Below are 14,844 nucleotides of genomic sequence, written 5' to 3'. Positions count from 1 at the left end.
CTTCTATGCGGACGAGGTGGTAGAGGGCGTAGAGCCGGTCGTCGGCGTGCGTGTGGTCAAGGAACAGGCCGGTCTGTTCGGGGGCCAGATCATGACGGGGCTGGGGGTCTTGCCGGTGTCGCGCCAGGTCTTGACGCGTTGGTCGGTCCAGACGGTGGGCTTGGGTGCCCCGGGCCGTCGGGTAGCTCGACCGTCAGGGCGGGGTTGGTGTCGATGAGCCGGTGGCGGCGGATCGCGTCGTTGAGGGCTTTGCGGAGCGTGGCGTGGATGCGGTGCTGGGTCGCCGGGCCGACGATGCGTTGACCCTTCACTCGCTCGTGGTCGGCGCGCAGGGCCGTGATGGTGGCGTTGCGTTCGTCGATGGCGTCGTACATGGCGTCGTACATGGCGTCGATGTGGCCGGGGCGGAGCCGGTCGATGCGCAGGTGGCCCGAGGTAATGGATCAGGTACATCCGGATGTGGCCTTTGTAGTTGCGCACGGTGCCTTGTTGGATGTTCTTGCGGCCCGCGTTGACGTGTCGGTGGAGGCGTTGGTGTGCCGGCTGCGCCGCGACCAGCCCGCGGTGGTTGCGGTTCGAACGAACTCTGCGCGCATCTCGACCGCGACGAACGCTACCTCGTCCCGGTCCTCGGTGCCCTGACGTACGTCCGACCACTGAACGCCCGTGGTTGCAACCGTCGTCCCGTGGGCGAATGTCGGCCTTGCTCGCTCTCGCCGGATTTCGCATTTTCCAAGGATTCATTCACTCTTGACTCCTTGATCACGGCTGTCGATCCGGGTGACACTACGTATCGACATATTTACTTTGATCGAGATATGAAGAAGGTGAAAAGTGAGGTTGGCAATGCGGAGTCTGCTGCGCCGTATCACTGCGGGATTGCTGGCGAGCATCGCAGTAACAGGAGCCCTGGTCGTCGCGTCTGTCGCACCGGCAAGCGCCGACACGTTCGGGAGCTGGCGTTACCTGCGGAATGGGGCGACAGACTATTGCCTGGCAACCGACTGGAGCACCAGCGTCTACACTTGGAGCGGCTGCAACGGCGCGCAGCGGTGGCGGGAGGTTTACGTCGACGGGTTTCCGAACACGTGGATGCTGCAGAACGAGGTGACCGGACGCTGCCTGCGGCAGGTGGACTACTTCCACGTGGTCAGTGCGGTTTGCAACGGCGGACTTATCGACTTCTATTGGTTCGGCACCGTGTACATTCATAGCGCCAATACCTTCGGTGTCCTGGTATCGGATTACAGCGGAGCCGTGTCGCTGTTCAATGATAGTCCTCCCGCCAACCAGTATTGGTACTAGGGCGCCATACGCGGGGCATGACCGGCTCGGATCATCAAGGCGGAAACCGGCCATGCCCGTGTGCGGACAGGGTCAGTTGGCGAGCGTGCGTTGGGTCACCGATACGCGGCGACCCCGGGCGATCCGTTCACCGTCGGCTGGGTCGGTCTTGCTGGTGGCGATAGCGTGGCGGGCCGCTGTCTGGTCCCAGCACTGGTCGACCTTCCTGTTGTTCGCACTCGCATTGACCACCGAGTCGAGGCTGGCCGTCATGATGTCGGAAGCGGCCTTGCCGGCGTGGCGGTCGCGGCCGCGTACCGGCCGGATCGGGATGGTCATGTCGTTTGGACACATGGCCTGTCGGCCGTTCTGGCCGGTGGTGAGGCGGTCCTTGGTGAGCGTGCCCGCGGGTGCGTTGAGTGGCCGGGATCGGGGACTAGCACATCCCGGGCTGGCCGTTCTCGTTCGTGGCCGCGTTGGAGCCAGGCCGGACCTCGCCTCGACGACGCCCGTGAGGGAACCAACCCTGAGCCGGCCACCACCGAACCCGCCGCTGCCGAACATCAACCACAACGGGTCAGCGCTGACCGCCTCCTACACCACCAGCACGGACGCGACCCCTGCTTCCGCGACGGCACAACCCCGCGCATGACGGAGGCTGCCGATCGGTTTTCCCGATCGCCACACGCACGCCACGCCGACCACTGTGACAACGAACACGAAATGCTCATTCAACGCGCGGCCACCGAACGCACTGGACCAATTCCAGCAGTGAACCCGGCTGCGGTTTTCGGGGGGTGTGGGTGGGCGGAGCCCCCCACTGGGGAGCGCGCGAAAAACAACGAGACCATAATGGCAAGAGGCCCCCGCCGCGAAGCAGGGGCCTCTTCAAGTCGAGTACGCCGCGTAGGACTTGAACCTACAACCCGCAGATTAAGAGGCACCGACCTAGTTGAGGTCATGACCGGCCCGCTCAGCGTTGGATGGGTTCATGTGCCCGGTGCTGACTGCCCTTGCCTGTCTCGGTTGCTGTCGGTGTTGCTGTCGGGCCTTGCCCGGGCGTCAGCATCTAGATGATGGGGGCGGTGTGCCCATGGATGAACATGAAGAAGCGTTCGCACGGCTCAGCGCCCTCGGGCACTGCAACGGTGAAAGTGATCCAGCGTGAGCCGTCCTCGTCAACGAAGTGCGGCGGCCCAGCGGTCCAGTCGGGGTTGATCGGCCTCCCGAGTTGGACGGGGTGATTGAAGCTGATGCCACTGCTGCCCGGGACAAGTGGGTTGAACTCTGGGTCGACGATGGGCCCGAAGCGTAGCCGGTACTGCCCGGGCTCGGTGATGGCGACGGGTTCGGACGCGTAGACCCAGACGCCGTCGGGGGACCTGGTCTCGAACGGAGTTGAGGCATACGCGGCGGCCATTGTCCGGGCGAACTCCTGTCGCCGGCGCTCGATGTCGTCGGTCATGCCTCCAAGTACAGCCCGGCGCGTCAACCACAGCGGCCGGCCGCGGAACGGACGTCTGGTCGGCTCGGGTCGATCTTGCTCAGCGAGGCAGCAAACGGTTTAGGAACGGAGACGCGGCCGATCGGATTGGGCGGCTGGCCTGCACGAGCGCTTGAGTCGTCTGCTGGTCGTTCAAGGTCAAGACACGCATTTGCCGCGCCGGGCGACGATGAGGACCACGGCGACGCTGGCCTGACTAGGTGGATGACGCGACTTCATGATCAACTAGAGCGCGTCGCGTGGGTTACACTTATTTCAGATAGCCGCCCAACAGGGGGTGACGAGGTGGCAAGATCAAGTGCTTTGGGTGATGCAACCAACATCGAACCCGGACCAGACGACCGCAAGGTCGCGTCGCTCATCCGCTCGGCGGATAGTGATGCACGGCTACTCCTGCGCCTGTCGAACGGTGAGGAGGTCGAGTTGCCAGATGCACTAGCGAAGGTCGTACGGGCGTCGGCGACGGAGATCTCTGAGGGGCACACCATCACTGTGCTCGCTTCGGAGACCCTGCTAACGCCGGCAGAGGTAGGCGAGCTCCTTGGCCTGTCCAGGCCCTTCGTGGCTCGCCTCCTCGATCAAGGCGTGATTGCATCTGAACACCTGCCAGACAGTAGCCATAGAGTGGTCCGTCTAGCTGATGCGCTAGCCTTCCAGGCCCGCAGGGAGCGTCGGCAAGAGGGCAGGAAGCGAATTTCTCAGATCATCGAATCCGGCGACCTCCCTTACTAGATAGCCGTCTGGCGGTGACCATGACGCGTGTCTTCGTCGACACGAACGTGCTCTTCCCATTCTCGCTGATGGATCTTTTCCTAGCTCTAAGTGAGGATGCCGTCCACGAGATTATGTGGACAGACGCGCTGCTTGCAGAATGGGAACGAGTGATCGTTCGGGAGCAACGGCGTTCTGCTGATCAAGCCGCCGCCATTGTCGCCGATATCAAGAGCTTCTTCCCCGAGAACGAAGTCCCCGAGTCGGCATATGCGGACCTTGTCGACTTGATGCCTGGTTCGGATCCCGACGACCGCCACCACATGGCAGCGGCAGTGGCGGCAGGCGCCAGCCACATAATCACCTGGAATCGGAGCGACTTCCCCTCCCGCGCGCTCGCGCAGTATGGCATTCAGGTCACGAGTCCGGATGACTACCTTTGTGACCTAATTGTGGACGTACCAAGCGAGGTCGTAGATGCGGTAGAGCGAATCGCAAGGGGAAAATCTAGACCACCAATGACGCCCTACGATCTCGTAGAGCGCTATTCAACGGCGGGTGCGCCAAACTTTGCGGCCAGGCTGAAGGATCGAATCGACGCCCGAAGGGCGATCACTCGAAGGACGGTAAGTCGGCGCTTTCTTGGTCGGCCCACCCAACCGATAATTGAGCCGATGGAAGTAAGTCAGTTCTTCTCGGCGAGGAGGCCGCCACGATATTGGGATGTACAGGTCAGAGTGGCGCCTCATACGCCCACTGGCTATGCCGCTCACTCTGCCGTGCTGAACGTATTGCTGCTTGAGTTACTAACTGCGTGGCCGCTCGGCACTGCGCTTGTAGTGAGTTACCGCTCCACTCCTGACAAGTACACGCAGGCGCTAGCCTACGCGCCGACGTTGGAGACTGAGATTGGAAGGCTCACTGAGGCTCAAATGAATCTTGCGGTGGACTTCGGCTGGATGAACCCTACCGTCATCGCCAGACCCCACGGCGATTTCGAATCCCAGGCCGTATGGGCGGATAATCCCGTCCGAGAATGGCAGCACCCCTTTGATTCCACGCCGGAGATTGCTGCCTTCATGGCCAGCAGCGTGAGTCGAATTCTGGACGTCAACCCCGGAGACGGTTACCACATCCGTATGCTCAACAACTACGGAAGAAGGCGCGTTACACGTCGTCGCGCGAAATGAAAGATAGCCGAGACGCGAACGTGCAGATCTCCGGCGTCGTTGACACGTACGTGTCAGAACAAAGGCTCCTGGCTAGGCCGGCCGACCTGAACGGCACGGACCGTGCGCGGTTCCGACCTGAGGCGAGCCCCTCACAGCGGCGGCGCCCTCACCGGTGACAGGTTCTTGTGATGGCCCAGCTTGTCAAGGTGGAGCGCCCTACCGGACGAACGACCTTGACAAGCTGGGCCATCACTTAAGAGAAGATGGCGGCGGGGAGGGTGTCGCCGCACCGCAACTTCCGCTCAGACCTTGAGAGCTGCTCCACCCTTCGACGTTCACGCCCTGGTCCTCGACCTCACCCGGCGGACCGGGGGCGTTTGTCGTTTGTGTGGGTTGATCCTGGCGTCGCTGATTCCGGTGCGGGCGCCGGGGCTTGCCTGCGCGTCGCCGAAGGCGTAAGCGCAGGTCGCGGAGCGACCCCGAGGCGCCACGGTGCGCCGCGTCAGCGGCGCCTTGAACCCGTACAGAAAGTTCTCACACGCGGTGTATCCGCTGCATGTCGTACTCCGCTTGACCCGTTACACGGTGACTCCAGATGACGGCTTACACCTGCCTTGAGCATGTCGGACACGGACCGTGACGCCGGCCGTCCCACGACGCTGGTGCCTCAGGCATCCGCTTCTGCCGATGACAGGTTGCCTGGTGCGTGACACCAGATACGTCGGTCGGCGCGGCGGCTAGCCTCTTGATCGTGGCGGCAAACGACCTTCCAAGCGCTCCCGATTTTGCGTCGTTGTCGGCGTGGGCTGGAGCCGGACGAGTGATCCGGGCTGAGGCGTCGGACGTGGCGGGCTGGCGCCTCCCGCGAGCGCAGAAGGCTGCGCTGACGTCGTGCGGTGTGCCACTGCTGGACGACATCGTCGACATGACCCTGTTCGCAGCGCAGCCGCAGGATGGGACGTACCGCCTCGCCGGAACCAGGGGCGATCTGCACTGGCCCGGTTACACCTATGTTGCGGAGCCGGACTCGGGACTGGTGTCAGTGCTGGAGCCGTCCACCAGGCTGGTCAGATTCGTGAACTCGTCGATCAACCACTGGCTGTGCTCGCTGCACCTGGTCGGCACATGGTTTTCGAGCTCGACGGCGATCCAGACGTGGGACGAGGACGAAGCGATGGAAGGCGTCGTGCTCGCCGAACTTGCCGACCTGTTACAGCGGATCAGGCATCTCGACCCGCATGCATACGGCGACGTCGGCGACCACGAGACCCATTTCTGGCCCGCGGTTCTCGACCGGTGGTTGTACTGACGACCGCAGCGTCCTCATCCGTAGCCTGATGGTGCGGGGCCTGCTTGATCGGGTGCGCTGTCATGCCGCTGACCGCGCGTCTTGACCGGCGTCGAGGATCCCAACCCCGGCGATAGGACGGCACGCCGGTTACGAAAAGGCGGCAAGCAGTCCTTGGATTAGCAACGAAATAGGCTCTGCCCTTGCTACCGCCGCCCGTCGAGCGAGGGCCCCATTCCGTGCGTAGAGTGCCCTGAAGTGTCCATACCTCCACGAACCCCTCAGTTCGTATCCATCAGGTTGGCGGACATGCCGTGGTGATGGGGTGCTCACCGTCACCTACCGATAGCGGCGCCGCTCCGTCCCACGTGAGCACGTTAAGGGTCAGGTGGCACGCGAGTCTCGAGGTATCAGCTCAGTACTTTGGCACGACAGGATCAGGCAGTTTGGCTGCCCAGTCGCGAAGTGCTTGCGCGGCGGTTTGCCGCAGCTCCTCGTCGGCCGTCTGCTCCGTCAGGAATCGCTGCTCCAGGGGTAACGTCAGTTCCCTGTAGAGCTGGAGATCCTCGAATCCATACGTTGCGACGTCGTAGCTGGTGGCGCCGAACACCAAGCGCGGGATTCCTGCCCAGTAGCAAGCGACCAGACACATAGGGCAAGGTTCGCTGCTGGCGTACATCACGCCGTCGGGCATCAGGTGCCGTCGCAGCCTCGTGCCGGCGTCGCGCAACGCCATGACTTCCGCGTGTGCTGTGGGGTCGCACAGGCCAACAACGCTACTGGTGCCCTCACCAACGATCTCGTTGCCGACGACGACGACTGCGCCGAACGGTGTCTTGCCCTCATCTTCCAGTGCGTGGCGGGAGATCTCGATCGCCCTGCGCAGGAAGCCCCGGTCTGACTCACTGAGGTCAGCCATCTTGCGATTCCTTCCGTCTGCGGCCAGAACTCTTGGGGGCGTTGGCTTCCCAAGGCTTCCGGGGCCATGGCTTGAGTGGTGTCACGAAATGGAGCTCGGTGCGGTCGGCTGGGTAGTCGGCGTCCGACACCTCGACTACTCGCCCGGTGGCATCTAGTGAGATGCGACGGCAGAAGATCAGGGGCACGCCGTCAGGTAGTCCCCACATCTGCACTTCGACCGTGGTGGGCATGCGCGCGGTCACCTCGTCGACCATGGACATGATTTCGACGCCGACCGTCGACAACTGGTGCTGGGTGCCGCCGGGCCACGGTTCGTTGTTCTCGTCGAACAGGGCCGGATTGCTGGCAATCAGCGCTGCCGGGATGTAGGCAACGCTGTACGAGAGGTAGAGGCCCGTCCTGCGGTCCACCGCGTCGTAACGACGGCGGAGTACGTTGTCGGTCGGCTCGATACCGAAGACTCTTGCGAGTTCCGTACCGGCAGGAACGACGTCGTATCGCGAGCTGAACTGCTGGTCAGCGATGGACATGTTGAGGTTGGTCTCGGCCTCGCCGAGGCTCGCGCGTTCGGCTTCGCTGAGCAACGCGAGGTCCTTCTCCACCTGGTGGCGCTCGGAGGACCGGACGACCTTTCGGGGCGGTATGCGAACTGTCGGGGCCTTGCCTCGTCCGGCGGTGATGAGTCCCTGGGCCTTCAAGAGGTTGACCGCACCTCGGGCCGCGCTCATCGAGCAGTTCCAGCGCTCGCACAGGTCGGCGAGCGTCGGTAGCGAGTCGCCCGGAGTCAGGTCTCCGCGCTCGATTTGCATGCGAATGTCGTCGGCGATCCGCAGGCTGATCGGCGGCTGCACGGCGGTCGGACGTGGTTCCATGCCCTCCATCCTCGCAGGTTTGTACGCAAACCTCTTGTGGCGCCTCCCTAGATGTCGTATCTTCGATTCGTGAGTTCGTATGCAAACTCACAAACTTGGTGGCGACCGTCGCCACCGGCTGGCCTGCGGGCCGCAGATCAGGGGAGGACGCCATGCGTCTGTTGGTGAACACGGATGCCGTGCAGTTCACGGTGACGAAGAACCCGGAGCCGAAGCTGGACCAGAAGCGGCAGCAGCGGTTCGAGCGGTCGTCGAACCTGCCGATGTGGTCGGTTCAGATGATGGCCCTCGATGAGAACGGCGCGGAGGTGCTGAACGTGACGGTGGTGTCGGAGGACCGGCCGCAGGTGTCGGTTGGTCAGACGGTGCTGCCGGTGGCCCTGGTCGCGCTGCCGTGGTCGAACCTGGACGACGGCAAGCTGCGCTCGGGTGTCGCGTTCCGCGCCGACTCGCTCAAGTCGCTGGTGCCGTCCGCGTAACGGCGCTCGGTTGACACGTAGGTGTCAACACTTCGTCGAGTGGACCAGGGGTCGCCAGTTGATTGGCGTCTGCTGCGACCCCGGGTCCCTCTCCTGCAACAAGCCCTCTGCCCTTGCTCAAGGGAGGACCTGTCATGTCCAAGTCTACGGGTCGGCAGTCTGGCCGGCCACTGTCCCGCATGTTCGGCGGGCGTAACGACATCACGATCATTGAGGCTCCGGTTGCCCGGACGTATCGGCGTCGGGCCATCATCGCGTTCTGGGTGGTGACGGGTGTCGTCGGTCTGCTGGCCGGTGTGATCGCCTCGTCGTACCTGCCGCCCATCGCCGGGTTCCTGCTCGGCGCGCTCATCGGCGCCGTGTGTGGCGCGGTCGCGTTCGCGCTGATCGTCGCCTGGCCGGTGCTGCGGGTGTTCTGGCACTGGCTGCCGGAGATCGGCGTGTCCGGTCTGCTGCTGTGGGGCTGGACCACGTTGATGGACGCCGCGAACCTGGTCGTGTCGCTGCTCGTGGTGGGCGTGGTCGTGGGGGTTCCCGCGGCTGTCGGTCCGCTGCGCCGGGCAGTGATCGGCTGGTGGTGGTGCCTGGTGGTCCGTCACCGGCTGCGGGTCTGCTTCTCGGCGTTCGTGAAGACGAGGGGCCGGGAGTCGTTCCCGCTGATCCTGTGGGCCAGGCCGACACCGGCTGGTGAGCGGGTGTGGGTGTGGCTGCGTGGTGGCCTGTCGCTCAAGACGTTCGAGGACGAGGGCCAGGTCCAGATCCTCGCGGTCGAGTGCTGGGCCAGTGAGGTCCGGGTCGCTCGCGCGTCGTCTCGCTACGCCGCGCTCGTGCGCTTCGACATCACCCGCCGCGAACCCCTAGCCGACACGATCGCCTCGCCGTTGCCGGACTACCTGCCCGACGACTTCGAAGGCAACGCACCGACGTCACCGGCGACCCCGCCGGTCGGCCTCGATCTGGACGACGTGCCGGACATTCCGGCCACCGTCAAGACCCCCGGCACGCGCAAGCCGCGCGGTACCTCTTCGCCGGACAGCCCGGTCTTCTCCGGGTCTGACAACTCCGACTACGCCTGATGGACAGCGCGGGCGTCATGTCCACCGTGGACGCCTTCGCCCGCGCGTCTTTCTCCCTAGGAGACCCGATGAACCTCTTCACGGCGCGCGTGTCGGACGAGGGTTCGAGCGGGCGCACACTGTCAATCTTCGACCCGATCTTTCTGGGCATCGACGAGTTCGGTCAACCGGTCCACCTGCCGATGATCTTCCGCAACATCCTGATCGGTGGCGAACCGGGCGCGGGTAAGTCGAGCCTGCTCAACACGATCGTCGGGCACGCGGCGTTGTCGCCGGATGTGCGGCTGTGCCTGCTCGACGGCAAACAGGTCGAACTCGGCCTGTGGCGTGACGCCGCCGACGTGTTCGTCGGCCCTGACATCGACCTCGCCATCCGCACGCTGCAACGGCTGCAAACGGTGATGGACAACCGATACGGCTACCTGCTGTCCCACCGGCGGCGGAAGATCGGCCGCGACGACCAGTTCGGCCAGATCCTCGCCGCGATCGATGAAATCGCGTTGTTCTCCGCAACGCTCGGCACGAAAGAGCAACGGGAGTTGTTCTCCGCGCTGGTCCGCGACATCGTCTCGCGCGGCCGGGCGGTCGGCATCATCGTCGCTGCGGCGACGCAACGACCCTCCTCCGACATCATCCCGACCAGCCTGCGGGATCTGTTCGCCTGGCGGTTTGCCGGCCGATGCACCACCGACGTGTCATCGGACATCGTGCTCGGGCACGGCTGGGCCGCTCGCGGCTACTCGTCCAACACCGTCGACCCGTCCAACCAGGGCGCCGGGTTCCTCATCGCTGAGGGCGGCATCCCGCAACTGGTCAAGGCGGCCTACCTCACCGACACCGACATCATCCGCCTGGCCGACTACGCCGTGCTCCTGCGGCAGCGCCACAAGGAACGGCTCAAGGAGGCGTCATGAACACCCGTGCCATGGCCCGGCAGCACACCACGTGGTGTGCACGCAACCACTCCTGCGGCGCCACCGAGCACCGCAGCGAGCCGTACCGGGCCAACCACCCCGGCCTCGGCAGCCTCGTCATGACCCGCGCACAGACCGCGGACGGCCGCCAATACGCCGAGATCCGGCTCAACGTCCCCCTCGCCAGCGAGGAACCCGCCGCCCGGCGGCAACTACACACAGCGCTGACCGAGCTGTATCACCTGCTGCGCTACTTCCGGCACATCGGCCGCCGCGCGGCCTGACGCTCACGGCACCACTGCACAACCACATAGGCAGTCGACGGAACCGGCACAAGCCCTAGGAAAGCGAACCGGTCCCGCCGACCCCACCACCGCCCACGAAAGGACGTGGCGTTCATGCACCCTACCCAAATCCTGGCCAGCGAGCCCACCGAGGCCGCTGACGCGACCACGCTCGACGGTGTCACGCCGTCTGACTGCCTGCGTGGCGCCGCCCTCTACCTCCAGCGTCACGGCTGGCATCAGGGCCGGTTCTTCGCCACCGAAGACATCTTCCCGGCCGCGTCGGCTGACGGCGCTCTCATCATGGCTGTCTACGGCCACCGCGTCGACGTCTTCGACGTGGCCAACGCCCCGCTGCTCGACGGCGAGGCATACCACCTGTGGCTGGCCGCCCTCGACGCTGTTGAGGACCACCTCGGTCTGCGCCGCGCCTTCATCCCGGCGCAGCACATCATCGCCCCGGGTGACCTGCTCTTCGCCTGGCAGGACGACCCCACCCGCACCCGCGACGACGTCATCACGGCGCTCAACGACGCCGCCGACGACTGGGACCAGCAACAGGCCCGCCTTGCGGCCGCGGTCGCCATCTCCACCAAGCACCCGTCCGAGTGGACGGACGCCGACGTCGCCGACTGGCGGCTCGACGTGGAGAACGAGCCCGACTTCGCTGGTCTGGGAGACGAGCCTGTGGAGGACACCCATACCGTGGTGCCGCTCGGCTATGGCTGCCGGACCTGTGGTCCGGACGAGTACTGCCCCGATGACGCGATGGAGCGGTGCTGGGACAACTACACCGGCGACGAGGAAGTCCTCAGCACCGGCGGTGCCGCATGACCGTCGAGCCGCTCTTCCGGACCCCGGCTGACACGTACGTGTCAACTCCTGCCGATCCTGCCGGGTCGCCTGATGCCGGGTTCTCCGCTGCGACGCTCGTTGCCGCTTTGGAGGGCGCGTGGGCGGCGATTCGCCGTCAGCACCCTGAGGTGCCCGCTGTGGTGCTCGTGGTTGGGGACGGCTCGCCGAAGAAGGCGAACCAGCGTCTCACCTACGGCCACTTCGACTCGCACCGCTGGCAGTCCGGTACCGACCGGCTGCCCGAGGTGATGGTGTCCGGTGAGGGCCTGTCCCGCGACCCAGCCAAGGTGTTCACCACCCTGCTGCACGAGGCGGCTCACGGCCTCGCGTTCACGCGTGGCATTCAGGACACGTCCCGTCAGGGGCGCTGGCACAACAAGCAGTTCGCGAAACTCGCCGCCGAGCTTGGCATGACGACCGAGAAAGACGACAAGCTCGGCTTCTCCCCGTGCACCCTGACCGACATCGCCCGGCAACGCTACGCGCCGGTCATCGGCCCGCTCGGTGCTGCACTGCGCAGCACGTACCGGCACCCGGACGAACCCAGTGAGGGCAAGACCCGCACGAACAACAACAACGGCGTCTCCTGCGAGTGCGAATGCCCCCGCAAGCTGCGCGTCAGCGTGGCCGTGTTCGACGCCGGCGGCATCTTCTGCCCGCTCTGCACTGCCTGGTTCCTGCCCGAGGACACCGACCGCGACGAATACACCGCCGCGAACCCGATCCCCGGCACCGCCACCGGCGGCAACGACCACGAGGACCAGGACGACGACACCGGCGACGGTGCCGAAACGGAAGGCGATGACCTGATGGTCTTCTACGACCCGACCGGCGCCAAATACGGGCTGCCGACCTACCCGTTCAAGTTCGCCCCCGACGGGCTCGCCACCATCCGGCAACTGCGCGCCCAAGGGCTACGGCCCGGCGGGCAGGACATCGCCGCGCAAATCCTGTGGCGACGCGGCAAGCGCCGCGCCTACCTCTACCGCATCGACCGCGCACTCCCGAAGCGGGAAGCCACCCCGGCCCAGCGCGAAGCGCTCGACAAGGCCATGCGCGTGCGCCGCACCTGCACCACCTGCGGCCAGATCAAGCCCTACGTCATCCCCCGCTCGCTCGGCGAGTGCCTCGACTGCGCACCCGGAGGTGCCTCATGAACCCCACTGACCGCGAGTACACCCACCCCGACGTGTTCACCATCGGCGTCGAACAGGGCTGGGCCGACCCCGAAACCGACCCGACCCGCATCGACTGGGTCACCCGGCAGGCTTCGGCCGCCATCCCCTTCCAGGTCATCGACGGCCGCCCGGTCAACCCGTGCGAGCAGACCGGCATCCGCTACGGCCGTAACGAGCTGGGCCACTGGGGCGAAGCCCTCGCCGCTGACGCGCTCGTGACCGCCAAGGACAGCACCGGCATGCGCTGGATCGTCCTCATCGAACGCAGCGACGGCCACGGCTGGGCACTGCCCGGCGGCCACGTCGACCCCGGCGAAAACCCCGCCGACGCCGCACGCCGCGAACTGCGGGAAGAGACCGGCCTCCAACTCACCGACGACGCCGACTGGCAGATCTCGGCACCCCGATACGTTCCGGACCCCCGCGCCAGCGACGAGGCGTGGATGGTCACCGTCCTCGCGACGGTCAACCTCGGCACCTACGACGCCTTGTGGGAGTTCCCTCCCGTCAACGGCAACGACGACGCTGCCGCAGCCGAATGGCTGCCCGCCAACACCTACGACGACCTCATGGCCGCCCTGCACACCTTCTACGACGGCGAAGTCTTCCCCGCCCACCGGCAGATGCTCACCGACGCGCTCGCCACCCCGGCCAACGACACCACTGGAGGTGCCGCATGACGAACCTGAACCCCTCTGCTGACAAGACGCCGAACATCGACTACGTCAAAACGCTGTTCTCGGCGCTGGCCGCCGCGCTCGGCGCCCGCAACGGTGACATGGCCGTCGCAGTGCTCAACCTGCTCGCCGACGAGATCGGCAAGGACCAGGTCCGCACAATCGTCAACGACCTCATCACGATCGGGCTGCGCCGCATGACGGAGCAGGCCAACGCCACCACCGGTGGTGCGTGATGGCGACCGTCAGCGTCGAACACGACTGCCCGCTGTGCATCGAGGGCTTCGCGCCCTGCGGGATCGACCCGGTCCTCGGACCGGTCATGCAGTTCTGCCCGACACAGCCGCACTGCGACTCGTGCGGCGGGGCCGTGTTCCCGACCGACGCCGACTGCATGCCGCAGTTCGCCGACCTCATGGCCGCTCGCGGCTACCACGCAATCTTCTGCCCGGCCTGCACGGGCGTCATCGTCCTCATCCGGATCGGGGAGGGCTTCTGATGAACCCCTACCGCACCAACGCCGACGAGATCCGGCGCATCGCCCTCACCATCGATGGGCTCCGCACTGAGCAGGCCAAAGTCACCAGCGCGAACAGCATCCTGATCGCCTGGGGCATCGAGTCCGCGACCGAAGAGGTCATCGAGCGGGTGCACGCCATCGAGGCCGACCTACAGGTCATCGCCGCCCGCCTCCACGCGCTCGGCGCCGACGACCAGGCCGCCAGCGTCACCAGTGCGGTGACGCCATGACCACCAACCACACCACTGCCCGGCCCGCCGCCAAGCGCGGCACCGAACGGCTCACTGACGGCATTCTCGTCGTCATCGTGCTGCTCGTCGGCGTCATGGCCGGTGCGGCCTCGTTCACCCACGTCCACGACTGGACGATCGACAACAGCCCGGCCGATACCGCCGACTGGATCGGCTGGGCCAACGCGGTCATCACCGAACTCATCCCCACGGCCGCGCTGATCGTGATCGCCCGCCGCCGCAAAACCGGCGCGTCGATCGGCTACCCGATGTTCCTGCTCGTCGTCGCTGTCGGCTTCTCGCTCACCGCGCAGCTCGCGGTCGCGGTCCCGACCGTCTTCGGCTGGCTCGTCTCGGCACTGCCCGCCCTGGCGTTCTTCGCCCTGTCCAAGCTCGTGTTCTCCGTCTCCAAGCCGTCCCACGAACCGCTGGCCCCTGCACCGGACACCATCGCCCCGGCACCGTCCATTCACGACACTGCCCCCGCGACGGTTCTCCCGGTTGCCAGCCCTCCCACGGCTGCCCTCACGACACCCGATGTTCCGGAGCACACCAGCACCGACAGCACCGAAGCCACGCCCGGCGCGGTCCAGCCGCCGCAGCACGACACCAGCCCGCAGACGGCCCCGGCCACCACGCCCGCGCTGCCTGCCCGGCCGATCGAGGAACCCGACGTGCGCGACCTGCTGCCCGGAGCACGGGTCATCGCCACGGCCCACCGGCAAGCGACCGGCGAACCGATCACACAAAACCAGCTCGCCGTACGGATGAAGGTCCCCACGACCGTCGCCCGCGACCTGCTGACCTACCTCACCGACCAGCCCGCGATCACCCACGCCCACAACGGCGCACCGGTGACCGCCAACCACTAACCCAAGC

18 protein-coding genes and 1 pseudogene are annotated in these 14,844 nt (G+C 65.7%); 14 read left to right on the top strand and 5 right to left on the bottom strand.

Translation table 11 applies throughout. From position 1 onward, the window contains the following. Positions 1–10 precede the first annotated feature (10 nt). Positions 11–510: pseudogene (locus IEZ31_RS15505) on the bottom strand (site-specific integrase); the annotation flags it as partial. Positions 511–846: 336 nt separating this feature from the next. Here IEZ31_RS15505 and IEZ31_RS15500 point away from each other — a divergent pair. After that, entirely contained in the window at positions 847–1,305 is a 459-nt protein-coding gene (locus tag IEZ31_RS15500) for an RICIN domain-containing protein (protein ID WP_190250548.1), read from the top strand. Between the two features lie 72 nt (positions 1,306–1,377). Here the strand turns inward: IEZ31_RS15500 and IEZ31_RS15495 are convergent, their stop codons facing one another. Together IEZ31_RS15495 and IEZ31_RS15490 are read right to left on the bottom strand one after the other, a co-directional pair. Next, the gene (locus IEZ31_RS15495; protein WP_190250547.1) at positions 1,378–1,623 is read right to left on the bottom strand and encodes a hypothetical protein; all 246 of its coding nucleotides are present in this window, start codon (positions 1,621–1,623) and stop codon (positions 1,378–1,380) included. Between the two features lie 730 nt (positions 1,624–2,353). Continuing rightward, positions 2,354–2,749, bottom strand: a complete 396-nt coding sequence (locus IEZ31_RS15490; protein ID WP_190250546.1) for a hypothetical protein — start codon at positions 2,747–2,749, stop codon at positions 2,354–2,356. A 791-nt stretch (positions 2,750–3,540) separates the two neighbouring features. Between IEZ31_RS15490 and IEZ31_RS15485 the strand changes: the two genes are divergently transcribed. Together IEZ31_RS15485 and IEZ31_RS15480 are read left to right on the top strand one after the other, a co-directional pair. Next, the gene (locus IEZ31_RS15485) at positions 3,541–4,689 is read left to right on the top strand and encodes a PIN domain-containing protein (RefSeq protein ID WP_190250651.1); all 1,149 of its coding nucleotides are present in this window, start codon (positions 3,541–3,543) and stop codon (positions 4,687–4,689) included. A 733-nt stretch (positions 4,690–5,422) separates the two neighbouring features. Next, positions 5,423–5,980, top strand: a complete 558-nt coding sequence (locus IEZ31_RS15480; protein ID WP_190250545.1) for an SUKH-4 family immunity protein — start codon at positions 5,423–5,425, stop codon at positions 5,978–5,980. 394 nt (positions 5,981–6,374) lie between these two features. On the opposite strand, the gene IEZ31_RS15475 is transcribed toward IEZ31_RS15480, so the two are convergent. Then, entirely contained in the window at positions 6,375–6,878 is a 504-nt protein-coding gene (locus IEZ31_RS15475; RefSeq protein ID WP_190250544.1) for a nucleoside deaminase, read from the bottom strand. Further along, positions 6,871–7,752 carry a GntR family transcriptional regulator gene (locus tag IEZ31_RS15470; protein WP_190250543.1) on the bottom strand — a complete coding sequence of 294 codons (882 nt, stop codon included), beginning with the start codon at positions 7,750–7,752 and terminating at the stop codon, positions 6,871–6,873. The genes IEZ31_RS15475 and IEZ31_RS15470 overlap by 8 nt, the downstream gene beginning before the upstream one ends. 152 nt (positions 7,753–7,904) lie before the next feature. Here IEZ31_RS15470 and IEZ31_RS15465 point away from each other — a divergent pair, with 152 nt between their 5' ends. The 11 genes from IEZ31_RS15465 (at position 7,905) to IEZ31_RS58865 (ending at position 14,837) form a co-directional block, all read left to right on the top strand. Continuing rightward, positions 7,905–8,231, top strand: coding sequence for a hypothetical protein (locus IEZ31_RS15465; RefSeq protein ID WP_190250650.1), 327 nt, complete (start codon positions 7,905–7,907; stop codon positions 8,229–8,231). 134 nt (positions 8,232–8,365) lie between these two features. Continuing rightward, entirely contained in the window at positions 8,366–9,307 is a 942-nt protein-coding gene (locus IEZ31_RS15460; RefSeq protein WP_229835072.1) for a hypothetical protein, read from the top strand. Positions 9,308–9,375: 68 nt separating this feature from the next. Next, a complete protein-coding gene (locus IEZ31_RS15455; RefSeq protein ID WP_190250648.1) occupies positions 9,376–10,221 on the top strand; it encodes an FtsK/SpoIIIE domain-containing protein in 846 nt (281 codons plus the stop codon). Continuing rightward, positions 10,218–10,505, top strand: a complete 288-nt coding sequence (locus IEZ31_RS15450) for a hypothetical protein (protein ID WP_190250542.1) — start codon at positions 10,218–10,220, stop codon at positions 10,503–10,505. The genes IEZ31_RS15455 and IEZ31_RS15450 overlap by 4 nt, the downstream gene beginning before the upstream one ends. A gap of 114 nt (positions 10,506–10,619) precedes the next feature. Then, positions 10,620–11,339, top strand: a complete 720-nt coding sequence (locus IEZ31_RS15445) for a DUF6197 family protein (RefSeq protein ID WP_190250541.1) — start codon at positions 10,620–10,622, stop codon at positions 11,337–11,339. A gap of 830 nt (positions 11,340–12,169) precedes the next feature. Beyond that, positions 12,170–12,517, top strand: coding sequence for an RRQRL motif-containing zinc-binding protein (locus tag IEZ31_RS15440; RefSeq protein ID WP_190250647.1), 348 nt, complete (start codon positions 12,170–12,172; stop codon positions 12,515–12,517). Next, a complete protein-coding gene (locus IEZ31_RS15435) occupies positions 12,514–13,218 on the top strand; it encodes an NUDIX domain-containing protein (RefSeq protein WP_190250540.1) in 705 nt (234 codons plus the stop codon). The genes IEZ31_RS15440 and IEZ31_RS15435 overlap by 4 nt, the downstream gene beginning before the upstream one ends. Further along, a complete protein-coding gene (locus tag IEZ31_RS15430; RefSeq protein WP_190250539.1) occupies positions 13,215–13,451 on the top strand; it encodes a hypothetical protein in 237 nt (78 codons plus the stop codon). Before IEZ31_RS15435 ends, IEZ31_RS15430 begins: the two co-directional genes overlap by 4 nt. Continuing rightward, on the top strand, positions 13,451–13,714 hold the full coding sequence (locus IEZ31_RS15425; protein ID WP_190250538.1) for a hypothetical protein: 264 nt from the start codon (positions 13,451–13,453) through the stop codon (positions 13,712–13,714). Before IEZ31_RS15430 ends, IEZ31_RS15425 begins: the two co-directional genes overlap by 1 nt. Then, positions 13,714–13,965: a hypothetical protein gene (locus tag IEZ31_RS15420; RefSeq protein WP_190250537.1), complete on the top strand. Its 252-nt coding sequence runs from the start codon at positions 13,714–13,716 to the stop codon at positions 13,963–13,965. The genes IEZ31_RS15425 and IEZ31_RS15420 overlap by 1 nt, the downstream gene beginning before the upstream one ends. Further along, a complete protein-coding gene (locus tag IEZ31_RS58865) occupies positions 13,962–14,837 on the top strand; it encodes a hypothetical protein (protein ID WP_190250536.1) in 876 nt (291 codons plus the stop codon). The genes IEZ31_RS15420 and IEZ31_RS58865 overlap by 4 nt, the downstream gene beginning before the upstream one ends. Positions 14,838–14,844 lie beyond the last annotated feature (7 nt).

The organism is Dactylosporangium sucinum (genome assembly GCF_014647515.1).
In the GTDB taxonomy this organism is placed as follows: domain Bacteria; phylum Actinomycetota; class Actinomycetes; order Mycobacteriales; family Micromonosporaceae; genus Dactylosporangium; species Dactylosporangium sucinum.
This window is presented reverse-complemented; position numbering and strand designations above follow the sequence as displayed.